The following is a 12,617-nucleotide window of genomic DNA, read 5'->3' on the forward strand; positions in this document are numbered from 1 at the left end:
CATACGGGTGTTTAAGATTATTGTTGTTGGATGGCCCAGATTTGGAATTGTTTACGTGTTTCTTTGTCTGCACGTTGATACCAAAATTGGAGCATTTGCAATTCGGTACTATCGTCGGCATTAATCACTACTGTTTCGGCCGCTGGGGTGACGGCGCTTGCTGTACCGGCTACCGCAACCGTGCTCGCCGCTAGCGCTGCATTAGCATTGCTGGCTGGGGCTTTGTTTGTAGCTGGTGCCACAGTGCTAGCTTGCGGCTGAACCGCCGGAGCTTTAGCCACTTGTTGCGCTTCTATTTCGGCAATTTCGTTTAGGTAGTTTCTTGAAAGTTGCATACCTGGTTGGAAAGGCAGAACATAAACACTTGCTTCAACACTGGTTCCATTTTTGTCTACCAAAGTAAACTTTGGATCTTTGGCATAGCGTTGAGCTTGTTTAATACTGCGTGGTTTTTTTGCCTCTAGGACAATATCTTGACCATTTTTAACATTTAAATTAATGACTACAGGCTCTGATTTTATAATTTCTGAATTGTTATTTGAGCCAACTGTATCGATATAACGCACTACAAGCTGATGCTCGCCTGCGCTTAGGTCGGTTTCATTTTTATTTAGAGAAAGCATTCCCATTGATTGTTTATCAAGGTACATAATCTCGTAAAACACCGGTGTAGAGAAGCTGCTTGCAAAAGCTTGCAAGCTGCTTAGGCAAGCAAATGTTAAAAATAAAGCCTTACCAAAGAATCGCATGTATTACTCCTTAAAGCGTGATTCTATCTGACGAAGTTTTTGTTCTAGTTTCCATGTTGTTTTTTGACACTCACCTAAACGTTTCTTTAAGCTGAGGATCTCTGCGCTTAGTCTAGCAGTATCTGTCTTGTTATTACTACGATTAAGTACTTGGTTTTTTTCTACTAGTTTTAGTTCTAGCTGTTGCTCAAAATGTTTTTGTTGGGCCAGCTTTTGCTGAAGTTCTGAGCGGTCTCCGGCTTTCATTACTTGGTCTAATCGACGCTGCCAGTTTTGAATGCGTTGTTGCTGGGGCTGATTTTGCTGTTGTTGCTGTCGGCTAAGTTGGGAAATCTTGGCTTGCAGCATGGCGAATTTGCCCACAAAGCGGTCACAATAAAGCTTCAATAAATCCATATCTTTGGTTTTATGGCTTAATAGGTCGATGTGCTTTAAATCTTGTTCAAGCTCGTTTACGTAGTCGACAAATAAATCGCTTCGACAGCTAAAGCGTTCATCTAGCACTGCGGTTTTAGCGTAGGCGCTTCTCTCACCCTGTAAATCACGGTGTTCAGCCTGCAGCTTAAGTTGTTGCAGCTTGGCCGATAAGTTGGCGAGCTCTAGCTGAACCATGCTTGCCACGCGAGTTTGGCTGCAATCACCATTACCACGGTAATGAATACTGGACGAATAAATTTAGCACCGAAGCGGATCGCCGAATGCGCACCAATAACCGCACCTACCATGATACTCACGCCCATGGTTAAGCCTATCGCCCAGTTCACATGACCCAAATAAACAAAGGTAATAAAGGAAACAAAGTTGCTGGTGAAATTCATTGCCTTAGCTAAGCCCGATGAGAGCAAGATGTTCATCTTATATAAGGCCATTGACGATACCGTCCAAAATGCCCCGGTACCGGGCCCAGCTACGCCATCATAAAACCCTAAGCCAAGACCTTGGCTTAGCATCTGTTTGGTAAGCTTAGGGCTTGCTTGTGGTAGCACTGCGTGGCCGTCGGCTTGTTTGCGATTAACAATGGTGTAAACCGCCGTCGCCATAATCACTAGTGGTAATAGTTTCTCTAACCACTCGGTACTAATAATGTCGACGATGACGGTGCCAAACAATGCACCAATGGCGGTGGCCACAAAACTCCAAAACCAAAATACCGGATTAAATAGCTGCTTGCGATAAAAGGTCCATGCCGCTGTGCTAGAGCCGAAGCTGGCTGCCAGCTTATTCGTGCCTAAAGCAATATGTGGTGGTAAGCCAATACTTAATAAGGCGGGTATGGTGAGCAAGCCTCCTCCGCCTGCAATAGCATCAATGAAACCGGCAGTAAAACCGATGCCGACGATGAGGATTAAAATTGAAGGGTCCAAACCCAGTTCCAACAACATTAATGGTCACTTCTTTTAAAGGGAGGTAATGCAGCCAAAAGCTGACTGCCGTAACGGCGTGTGGTGAGCCGACTATCAAGCAGCACGATTCTACCTGAATCACTTTCTTTTCTCATTAGTCTTCCACAGCTCTGTACTAGTTTTCTGCTGGCACTGGGCAAAGTGAGTAGCATAAAGGGGTTTTGATTGCGGCTTTCCAATAATTCAGCATGGCTGGCCATCACCGGTTCTGTAGGAACAGCGAAGGGCAATCTCGCAATCAGCAAGTCGGTAAGTAAGTCGCCGGGTAGGTCGATGCCTTCGCTAAAGCCCATAGTAGCCAGAATCGTGCTGGTTTCACCTTTTGCTCGGCAAGCTCGGTGTTTTGCCAGTAATTGTTGGTTACTCAATTGGCCTTGTACCCAAAGGTTCTTGAGCTGGCATTGCTCGAGCATGTCAGCCACCTTGTCGACCAAGCGATAGGAATTACATAAAACTAAAATCCCACCTTGATGAGTTTGAGCCTTAAGAATGTAGTCCACTACATCGTTGGTAAACTCTGGGTGGTCGGGCTCGGCAATGCTCTTGGGTACCGTTAATGAAACCTTGTTATAGTCAAAAGGTGAGGGCAACTTGATTAATTGCTGGCTGGACAAATTCGCTAGGCCAATTTGATTGAGGTAATAACTAAACTGTCCCAAGGCGCTTAAGGTGGCAGAAACCGCGATAACCGCAAAGGCGTTCTGCCATAGGAGGTGTTGTAATATGCCGCCAATTTCGATGGGTGAACTACACAAGTGAATGTCTTTGTCACTTTTATGAAACCAATAAGCATAGACTTTTTGGTTGGACTCATTGGCATAACTATACAGCGTATCTAACCAAGATTCAGCCAAACTTTGCAGCATGCTCAGTTTGCTGAGGAGCGCTTCGGCTTGGGCTGATTTCATTTGACCGTTGCTCGCCGCCTCTTGAATCAGGCCTGCATAAGTTTGTAGGCTATTGGCGAGCTTGTTGGCTTCTTTATAGTAGTTACTGGCCAGATTGATGATGGCCTGAGGGATTTGCCCTAAGGGAAAGCGCCAATACTGTTGCTCAAAATGGTGCTGCTGGCTTATAGCAATATCATGTAGTTTGTTGAAGCAACGCGCCAATTCAACGCAGGCCTCTCTCAATTTTAGGCTACTAGCGGCAGTACTAGTGCTACTTAATAAGGTGGCGATGTCTTTATCTAGCTGCTTGATATTGTCTAGTTCTTTTAAGGCTTGTTTTAAGCTTAACTCTTGGGCGCTGGCGTCACGTGCTATTTCAGGAAACTGATGCGCTTCATCTAAGACATATATGCAATCTTCGGCAGCTGGCAGAATATGGCCGCTACCGGCTTTGAGATCGGCCAGTAATAGACTGTGGTTGGCTACAATCACGTCTGCTTGTTTGAGACCTTTTCTTGCCTTGTGAAAAGGGCAGCTGCGATGGCGGGCTGACTGAACAGAACAGCTTAAGCCATCTACAACTATATGCTGCCAGACTTGCCAAGGAATTTGGCTTGGCCAATGATCCCTATCGCCGTCCCACTTACCCTGCTGTAGAGCTATCGCCATACGCTGAACTAGCTGTTGTTGTTTGGCGTTAAGCGCTAACGGGGCAGAGCTTGCTGCGGCTAGCTTGTGAGCACAACAGTAGCGCTGACGTCCTTTGGCTAAGCAAAATGAAAACTCGCCGTGAGCGGCTCGATGTACTAAAGGTAAATCACTTTCTATTAACTGTTGTTGTAAGGCGACGGTGGCGGTGGATACCACTAGCTTTTTATTACGGGCTTTGGCTAAGGGAATGGCGGCAAGTAAATAGGCCAACGATTTTCCGGTGCCGGTTCCTGCTTCGGCTAATAAAATACGTTGCTGGCGGTTAATGTCTCCAGCAATAGTTTTGGCAATGTGGGCAATTAAAGTACTTTGTGCAGCTCTGCGAATAAAATTAGGGTTTTGCTCCTGAAGTGTCTTGTACCACTGGCGAATTATCTTTTTGTTTTTTTCCGTTAACATAATTTCCTCTGTAATGTTAACCACTTAGCTTGGCGCATTATCGTATTGTTGGCGCTTAACTAAGTTGCAGAGCAACATAAAACGCTATCTTGAAGACAAAAAAAACGCTTAAATGCTATTAGCTATAGATCACGTTTTTTTTATTAAAGCCTTCGTTTATCGTGCGTACCACTAGTTTATCTTCTTTAAAAGCGCGTATATACAGGGTTTTACATGATTTTATAAAAGTTCAATTTTTTATTGCAAAAAATTTCCAGCTTGCTAATGTATTGAACGTACAGTGAGAAATCACTGTTACACAGGGAATTTAAGGAACAAGTGTTTAATTGCTAAGAAGGCACAGGAAAATGAAAAAAACAATTCTAGCGGTAGCAATACCAGCCCTATTCGCAGCTTCTGCACAAGCTGCTAATGTTTACGACGCTGATGGCGTTTCTGCTGACGTATACGGTCGTATGCAATTCCAAATTATGGATGACGGTACTGACACTGATGGTGTTGGTTCTGCTCGTATGGGCTTCAACGTAAGCTCTGTAATTGCTCCTGGTGTGTCAGCTATCGCTAAAGGTGAGTGGCAAATCGCTGCTGAAAACAACGATGATACTCAATTCAAAGCTCGTCACATTTATGCTGGTTTTGACTTCGATGATGCTGGTACAGTAACTTTCGGTCAATCTGATACTGCTTTCTACTACGCTGTAGCACCAACTGATATCTTCAATGGTGGTGTTGGTTACGAAGCGTTTGACTTGATTGAAGATGGTCGTCAAGAAGGCCAAATCATGTACGCTGGTGAGTTTGGTGGTTTCGTTCTTTACGGTTCTTACCAATTCCAAGACGAAAACTACAGCATTACTCTAGGTAGCCCTAACTCTGATGCGCTTCCTACTCCAACTGGTGAAGGTCTTGATGCATCTTACGCTGCAACTCTAGGTTACAACTTTGACTTCGGCTTGGGCATCTATGGTGGTTACCACGTAGAGCAGTTCGCAGTTGGTGAAGATAAGAAAAACTACGCTCTTTCTGCTTCTTACTCTTGGGAAGATCTATACTTAGCCGCGGTTTACGTTAAAACTAAGCTAGGTGGATCTGAACTTGAAGGTTACGACCTTGTAGTGTCTTACGATTTCGCTGATGCTGCTACTGTATATTCTGGCTATGCTGCACAAGAAGCACAAGGCGATATCAGTAACATGGGTGATACTGCTGACGCATTCAAAATTGGTCTTCAATACGCTTTCAACAGCAACATGAAAGCATGGGCTGAATACAAAGTTGACGGTCTAGAAGGCGCTGACGACTACTGGGAAATGGCTATTCAATACAACTTCTAAAAGTTGATTGATGCTCACGTATAAGTTTACGTGAATGAGTTTAAAGCTCGCTACGGCGAGCTTTTTTGTGTCTAGCGTTTAGTGCTTTTATAGCTTCTCTTCAATATAGAGGCTGAGTAGTAAGTTTCTATCCCTTATCTGATGATATTTAGTGTTTAGTTGCTTTCAGTGACTCAGTAGTGCTTATTGCTTTGTATCGAATAGCTCCAAAAAAGATGAAAAATTTGCAATTCAATCTAATTTTTTTATAAAAAATTATAAAAGTTCCAATTTTACAGATAAAAACGTTGATTATGTTGTGGTTTTAAGCAAACATGCGTCCGTGATATGGACTTCACTGCTCAGGGATACCGCTCCACGGATGTATGGGTGGGTCATGGAAGAGATGAATGATTAATCTTGATATAGGCAGTGGAACTTTGAAAAAAACAATATTAGCAATTGCAATCCCCGCATTATTCGCAACTGGTACAACACAAGCATTAGAAATCTACAATGATGGTGAAAATGCCTTTTCTGTAGGCGGCCGTATTCACTTAATGGTAGAGTCAGCCAATAACGACGGCGAGCGTGACCTTCGCTCAGAAGATAACTCTTCGCGTATCAACCTAAACTTTTCTCGTGTATTAAGTGAAGACTTAGTCGCTCGTGCTACTCTTGAGTACGGTTTAGTTAACTCAAATGGTAATAGTGACTCTCCTTTCTTTAACCGATTAGGTTTTGTAGCTTTTGATCACGCAGATTACGGTTCATTCTCTTACGGAAAGCAATGGTCTACTTATTACACTGTTACCGGTGTCACCGACGTATTTTGGGCCTATGGCGGCAGCGCGATGGGCGTCTATGATAATGGTGATAAAGTAGGCACAGCTCGGGCTAACGATGCTTTGCAATACAACGGTAGCTTCAATAATGTAAATATCAGCGCACAATATCAATTTGCTGATGAAGACGAAGGGCGCGATTATAGCTATTCTGGTGCTTTATCATACGATTTTGATTTCGGCTTAAATATTGGTGCTACTTATCACCAAATGAAGCGCACTGAAGACGAAAAATTGGCTGTTGAAAATGATGGTGATGCTAAGTTAACAGCATTGGCTGCTAGCTATGTTCAAGGTCCAATTTACACTGCAGTTACCTATGGTGAATTCAAAAACCAAGTTCAGTTTGATGGTGCAACAGGTGTTTCTGATAAAGCCATTGGCCATGAAGGTATTTTTGCTTACACCTTAGATATGGGTCTACAGCTTTATACTGGTTGGAACTACCAAGAAGACAAGACTTCAGAAGCCGATCTTAAAACTGCGCTAGTAGGTGCGATGTACGATTGGAACGACATCATCATGTACACCGAATATCAAGATAAAACGACTAAATCTATCGCTGGTGCGAAAACAGATGATAACCGCTTAGCTGTTGGTATTCGTTACAATTTCTAAGCCCCTAAATAAGCTTAGTGAGTAAAAAGGCCACTCGATTGAGTGGCCTTTTATATTGTTGGCTTAAAGTGCAAAGCTATCACTGCGTTTGGAGAGTCTATGCTTGTCACTACAACGTTGACAGCGCTGAGTGCTAGGGTCGTTGTTTAAGCGCTCGAGTTCGATATTTTCCTCGCAATCACTGCATAAGCCGTATAAACCTAGGTCGATTTGGCACAGTGCTGCGCTAACGCGTTGCATTTGTTTTAACTGAGCTTTTAACTCTCCGATCTCCAGTTTAACGAGCTCATCGATGACTTGCTCATTATTCAATAACTGCAGCTTTTCTGCGGCTAGCTTTAAGCTTGCGTTATTTGAAGCAGTTAAAAATGAGATTATTTCAAACTTTAACTGCTCAAATTGCTGCGTAAGACGCAGCTGATAATCTCTTATTTCCACATTTTAGCCCAATTAAAAAATGAGATATGAGTATAAACAGGAGCTCGAGGTGGGAGATATGATGTGAATCAAAGCTAAACTCTAAATAGTTAGGCGCTTAACTTTATTGAGTATTTGTTGATCTAATACAGTGTATTCAAACTGCTGTTTGTTTTTTACAACGAATATTGTCGAATGACTTGGACAATTGACGGAGTATCTTTGAATACACGAATTTGGCGAAATAATTGATCCGCCTCGGGATAAAACGCCGACAAATAGCGTAGCCATTGTTTTACTCGGCTTTGGTAATATTTGGCTTTTTCGCTGGTGATTTCATGTTCAGAATAACGGATCAACAGTTCAACCACTTGTAACCAGGTTAAGGGCGCTTGCCGACCACGGACCACTTGCGCTAAGTTAGGAATGGTTAAGGCGCCGCGGCCAATCATTACATCATCGCAGCCGCTGGCTTGCTGACACTGCAAATAGCTTGCTCTGTCCCAAACTTCACCGTTGGCGATAATAGGAATACTGAAACGCTGTTTCACTTGGTTAATGTAGTGCCAGTGGGCGGGGGCTTTATAGCCATCTAACTTGGTTCTGGCATGGATAGTAAGCTCATCGGCACCGGCTTCTTGTACTGCTTGAACTATCGAAAAACAATCGTCTTTGTTTTCCCAACCCAAACGTATTTTAGCTGAAACCGTGTGCTTTTCAGGCACAGCCTCACGCACAGCTTTAACAACATCAAAGATCGATTGGGGGGCTTTTAACATTGATGCGCCGCCACAACTTCCGGTCACCGAATTGCTAGGGCAGCCAAAATTAAGGTCAAGCCCATGCGAACCCAGTTCAATGGCGCGAAGTGCATTTTCTGCCATGGGTTGTGGGTGCTGGCCCAGTAGTTGTACTCGCACTGGCGTGTGGCCGTCGATAAAACCCTGCTGAAGGAGCTCAGGACAATACTTATAAAACACTTTATCTGGCAGACAGACGGTGGTGACGCGGATGAATTCGGTAACACACCAGTCGTAGCCTCCACAACTGGATAACAGTTGGCGCATTGAAGCATCGGCAACGCCCTCCATCGGTGCTAAAACAACACGCATGTCTTACCTTCATCTACTCAAAAAGGTCGCTATTCTAACGGTTTGTTCCGCTGGTCGCTAGCGGATTGTAGTGAATAGCCGAAGAGAGAGTCACTTTTTAATAACCTTGTTTTGTGTGGGTGTTTTTTGCTTAGGCTCTAGCGTATAATTGATCTAGATCAATATTGAATGAATTTACTATTAGGACCTTTTTTCCATGGAACAAGATTTTAAAGAAAGCTATAACGCATTGTATTTCCTTGGTTTTATCGTTGCGTTACTGTTGCCAACCCTACCTATGAGCCTGTCTCTATTGCAAATATTCTCTTAATATTGCCCTTCCTTTCTCATTGACAGTGGTTTGCTTTAGCGCTGCAAATTGAGATAATTAAGGATTACAAATAGCGCCCATGATCATTGGGCGTTTTTTTTGCACAATGGAAGCAATATGAGCAGTTTAAATCTCGATTATATAAGAAACGCCATTAAAACCATTCCTAACTACCCTAAGGAAGGTATTATGTTTAGGGATGTCACCAGCTTAATTGAGGATCCTAAAGCTTTTGCCTTGGTGATTAATGAGTGGCAGCAACGTTTTGAAAACCTAGGTATCACCAAAGTTGTGGGAACCGAAGCTCGGGGCTTTATTTTTGGTGCTCCCTTGGCCGTGGCCTTAGGCGTGGGTTTTGTTCCAGTACGTAAGCCTGGCAAGTTGCCACGAGAGGTCATTAGCGAAACTTATGAGCTGGAATATGGTATGGATACCTTGGAAATTCATACCGATGCAATTCAAGCCGGAGATAAGGTATTACTTGTTGATGATTTAATTGCCACTGGCGGCACTGCCGAGGCTTCAGTTAAGTTAATTCGCCAACTTGGAGGAGAGATTAACTATGCGGCTTTTGTCATTAATTTGGTAGACTTACCGGGTGCGAAAAAATTGACCACCTTGGGTGTGGAATCAACCTGCTTGGTTGAGTTTGAAGGCGAATAGGACACTGAATGAATTATCAAGCCCTGGCAAGAAAATGGCGACCTAGAACTTTTCAACAAGTCGTTGCTCAACAGCATGTTTTGGCAGGTTTGATAAATTCTCTCGACCAACAGCGCCTGCATCATGCTTATTTGTTTAGTGGTACACGTGGTGTCGGTAAAACCACGATTGCGCGTTTATTTGCTAAAAGCCTTAACTGTGAGCAAGGTGTTTCCTCGCAGCCGTGTGGTCAATGTTCTAATTGCTTAGAGCTAGATCAGGGTAACTTTGTTGATTTGCTAGAAATTGACGCCGCTTCTCGTACCAAGGTAGAAGATACTCGCGAATTGCTGGATAACGTGCAATACAGCCCTGCCAAGGGGCGCTACAAAGTTTATTTGATTGATGAAGTTCACATGTTGTCGCGCCACAGTTTTAACGCCTTGTTAAAAACCCTGGAAGAGCCGCCAGAGCATGTCAAATTCCTATTGGCGACCACCGATCCGCAGAAGCTGCCGATAACAGTGTTATCCCGTTGCTTACAGTTTCAATTAAAAGCCCTAAGCGAAGAGCAAATTAGTCAGCAATTAGCGCGCATATTAGATGCCGAGCAGCGTTCTTATCAAAAGCCCGCTCTGCAAGCTTTAGCCCATGCTGCTGATGGCAGTATGCGAGATGCCTTAAGTCTAACCGATCAAGCTCTTGCTCTTTCTACTGGTGAATTGGAATATCAGTCAGTCCTTAATATGCTGGGTGTATTGGATCCGCACCAACTCAGACAACTGCTTTGTCACGTGGTCGCAGGGCAAAGTGAGTCGGCATTTAATAAAATATCTGAACTTGCTAGCATGGCTCCCGATTACGAGCATTTGCACCAGCAACTGGCCGAGATTATCCATCAAGTAGCGATGGCTCAAGTATTACCCGCTAGCCAGCACCAAGAAACCATTCAAATGTTGGCAGAGCAGGTGGATGCGCAATTAATTCAATTGCTCTATCAAATAGCCATCACCGGTAAACGCGATTTGGCTTACGCGCCAAGCCCTCGGGGCGGTTTTGAGATGACCATCTTACGAATGTTGGCATTTAAGCCCGCTGAGTTTGTTGACAAGGCCAGCGAGCCAGAGCTTGAGGTATCGCTTGATCAAGCGGAACAGCTTGATGCTAGCTTAGTGAAAGAGCAGCAAGAAATCATAGAGCAGGCCAGTCAACAGGGCTATCGCTTAGCGGCTGCCAAGTCGCCAGAAAGTGATACCGTCGAAAGTTCAGACGCTAGCCAAACCGAAGCTCCTCGACAGTTACAGCGAGCGCAAAACTTGAACCAGCTAAAGGATCAATTGCGAGCCAATAGCACTAAGTCAAGTAGCCAGCAATCACCAAGCGATGCCCCATCACCAAGCCCTTCGCAACAAGCAAGCGCGGTAACGGCAGATAGCGAAAACGCTTTGGCCAGTACTCAGTCAGCCGCGCAGCCAAGTGCTTTTGATGATGATTATTATGCGCAGTTCTCACAGATGGATGAGTCCTTCGAGCAAGAACCCAATTACGCGGCCGATTATGCTGAACAAACCAGTAACAAGGCTCACAACGACACTGTAGAACCCAGTGCTACAGCCAGCGCTAGCGATAGCCAACAACATCAACCAGTAAAACAAGACAGCACGGCGTCGTTATTACAGTTACGCAGTCAGTTGAGACGGCGAGGGCAGGGCACAAAAAAGTCTGATGAGGCGAAAGCCTCAGTCGCTCAGGCTCGCCCAGTAACCAAAGCTCTTACAACTGTCGCCACGCCTGAGCAGGCTTTAATTGACAATCAAGTTGAAACTTTAGTTGTCGAACGACCAGCAGAGCCCGAAACTGCAACATTTATTGCTAACAGCGAAGATAATGATCAAGCTTGGGCTGAGATGGTCGAGTTTATGGATTTAGGTCCTATTGCTAAACAAATTGCACGAAACTCGCTCTATAAGCTGACAGCAAATACCGTTCAATTATTGTTAAAAAGTGATTTTTCTCATTTGCCTAAGCCCAGCTCGATCGAGGAGTTGAAGCAGCAGCTCAGTAGCTGTTTACAAACGCAGATTGAGTTAGAGATCTTGTTTGGTGAAAATGCTAACGGGAATACTCCGGCAGAATTAGCTGAATTGTTACATCAAAAAAAATTAGCCGCGGCCATTGAAAGCTTACAGGCTGATCCTAACATTCAGATATTACAGCAACGTTTTTCTGCTGAGTTAGATCACGACAGCGTTAAATACCACTGAACAACTTGATTTTCGGCATTAATCTCGATGTAATGTCGCAGTTATAACTAATTAAAGAGAAGAGTGTAGTTATGTTTAAAGGCGGAATGGGCAACCTAATGAAGCAAGCGCAGCAAATGCAAGATCGCATGCAGCGCGTTCAAGAAGAAATCGCCAAAATGGAAGTGACCGGTGAATCTGGCGCAGGCTTGGTAAAAGTCGTAATGTTAGGAAACCATAATGTACGTCGTGTTGAGTTAGATGATAGTTTGATGGAAGACGACAAAGACATGATTGAAGATCTACTGGCGGCAGCAGTTAATGATGCAGTGCGTCGAGTAGAAGAAAACAGCAAAGAAAAAATGGCTGAAGTCACCGGCGGCATGCAAATGCCTCCTGGCATGAAAATGCCATTCTAATCGTATTTTAAGCTGATTACTGAGGCCGCTATGCGGCCTTTTTTGTGCAAGTTTACGCCAATATAAATGGGTATAGTGATGAAAGTATGTGGTGTTGAGATAAAGAGTAATGAAGTGATAGTGTGTCTTTTAAATTTGGAAGATGGACTATTTCAAATACCTGATTGCCGAGTGCGTCGCTTAAGCCTAAGCAATATTAATAGTACCCAGCATCTACGCGAGTTTCAGTTTGCTTTTGCCAAACTGATGAGCGACTACAAAGTAGAAAAAGTCGCGATTAAGCAGCGGCCGATGAAAGGTAAGTTTGCCGGTGGAGCGGTGGGCTTTAAACTGGAAGCGGCGATAGAGTTGATTGGTGATCTAAACATTGAGTTGATTTCGGCTACTCAAGCCAAGCAAGTATTGAAAGAGCAGCCGCTACCGGTGGAGTTTTCTGCTACAGGTTTAAAAGCCTTTCAGGAGCCCGCTTTTGTTACCGCTTATGTAGCCTGCATGGCTTAATTCAGCTTAGTCTGAGGCATAAAAAAACCGATGCATTCGCATCGG

The 12,617-nt window shown here is 44.1% G+C and carries 12 protein-coding genes; 6 read left to right on the forward strand and 6 right to left on the reverse strand.

What is annotated here, in order from left to right; genetic code table 11:
* Nucleotides 1–17: 17 nt before the first annotated feature.
* The 4 genes from AR383_RS00835 to dinG are packed head-to-tail and all read right to left on the reverse strand — an operon-like array spanning nucleotide 18 to nucleotide 4,152.
* The gene (locus AR383_RS00835) at nucleotides 18–749 is read right to left on the reverse strand and encodes a YccT family protein (RefSeq protein WP_055731413.1); all 732 of its coding nucleotides are present in this window, start codon (nucleotides 747–749) and stop codon (nucleotides 18–20) included.
* 3 nt (nucleotides 750–752) lie between these two features.
* Entirely contained in the window at nucleotides 753–1,361 is a 609-nt protein-coding gene (gene priC / locus AR383_RS00840) for a primosomal replication protein PriC (protein ID WP_055731414.1), read from the reverse strand.
* A complete protein-coding gene (locus AR383_RS00845; RefSeq protein ID WP_055734931.1) occupies nucleotides 1,349–2,128 on the reverse strand; it encodes a TSUP family transporter in 780 nt (259 codons plus the stop codon). Before AR383_RS00845 ends, priC begins: the two co-directional genes overlap by 13 nt.
* Nucleotides 2,129–2,130: 2 nt before the next feature.
* Entirely contained in the window at nucleotides 2,131–4,152 is a 2,022-nt protein-coding gene (dinG, locus tag AR383_RS00850; RefSeq protein WP_055731415.1) for an ATP-dependent DNA helicase DinG, read from the reverse strand.
* A 347-nt stretch (nucleotides 4,153–4,499) separates the two neighbouring features.
* Here dinG and AR383_RS00855 point away from each other — a divergent pair, with 347 nt between their 5' ends.
* Both AR383_RS00855 and AR383_RS00860 read left to right on the forward strand, forming a co-directional pair.
* Complete coding sequence (locus tag AR383_RS00855) at nucleotides 4,500–5,486, forward strand: porin (protein ID WP_055731416.1); 987 nt, start codon at nucleotides 4,500–4,502, stop codon at nucleotides 5,484–5,486.
* 389 nt (nucleotides 5,487–5,875) lie between these two features.
* Nucleotides 5,876–6,928: a porin gene (locus AR383_RS00860; RefSeq protein ID WP_055731417.1), complete on the forward strand. Its 1,053-nt coding sequence runs from the start codon at nucleotides 5,876–5,878 to the stop codon at nucleotides 6,926–6,928.
* Between the two features lie 63 nt (nucleotides 6,929–6,991).
* On the opposite strand, the gene AR383_RS00865 is transcribed toward AR383_RS00860, so the two are convergent.
* Complete coding sequence (locus AR383_RS00865) at nucleotides 6,992–7,366, reverse strand: TraR/DksA family transcriptional regulator (protein ID WP_055731418.1); 375 nt, start codon at nucleotides 7,364–7,366, stop codon at nucleotides 6,992–6,994.
* A gap of 155 nt (nucleotides 7,367–7,521) precedes the next feature.
* Complete coding sequence (locus AR383_RS00870) at nucleotides 7,522–8,457, reverse strand: tRNA-dihydrouridine synthase (protein WP_055731419.1); 936 nt, start codon at nucleotides 8,455–8,457, stop codon at nucleotides 7,522–7,524.
* 427 nt (nucleotides 8,458–8,884) lie between these two features.
* Here AR383_RS00870 and apt point away from each other — a divergent pair, with 427 nt between their 5' ends.
* From apt to AR383_RS00890, 4 genes are all read left to right on the forward strand, one after another.
* Nucleotides 8,885–9,430, forward strand: a complete 546-nt coding sequence (gene apt / locus AR383_RS00875; RefSeq protein ID WP_055731420.1) for an adenine phosphoribosyltransferase — start codon at nucleotides 8,885–8,887, stop codon at nucleotides 9,428–9,430.
* A gap of 8 nt (nucleotides 9,431–9,438) precedes the next feature.
* The gene (gene dnaX / locus AR383_RS00880) at nucleotides 9,439–11,673 is read left to right on the forward strand and encodes a DNA polymerase III subunit gamma/tau (RefSeq protein ID WP_055731421.1); all 2,235 of its coding nucleotides are present in this window, start codon (nucleotides 9,439–9,441) and stop codon (nucleotides 11,671–11,673) included.
* Nucleotides 11,674–11,744: 71 nt separating this feature from the next.
* Nucleotides 11,745–12,071, forward strand: coding sequence for a YbaB/EbfC family nucleoid-associated protein (locus AR383_RS00885; RefSeq protein WP_055731422.1), 327 nt, complete (start codon nucleotides 11,745–11,747; stop codon nucleotides 12,069–12,071).
* A gap of 78 nt (nucleotides 12,072–12,149) precedes the next feature.
* Nucleotides 12,150–12,572 (forward strand): DUF3010 family protein, encoded by a 423-nt coding sequence (locus AR383_RS00890; protein WP_055731423.1) that lies wholly within the window; start codon nucleotides 12,150–12,152, stop codon nucleotides 12,570–12,572.
* The last annotated feature ends 45 nt before the right edge of the window (nucleotides 12,573–12,617 follow it).

The sequence above is a fragment of the Agarivorans gilvus genome (assembly GCF_001420915.1).
GTDB classification, from domain to species: Bacteria; Pseudomonadota; Gammaproteobacteria; order Enterobacterales; family Celerinatantimonadaceae; genus Agarivorans; species Agarivorans gilvus.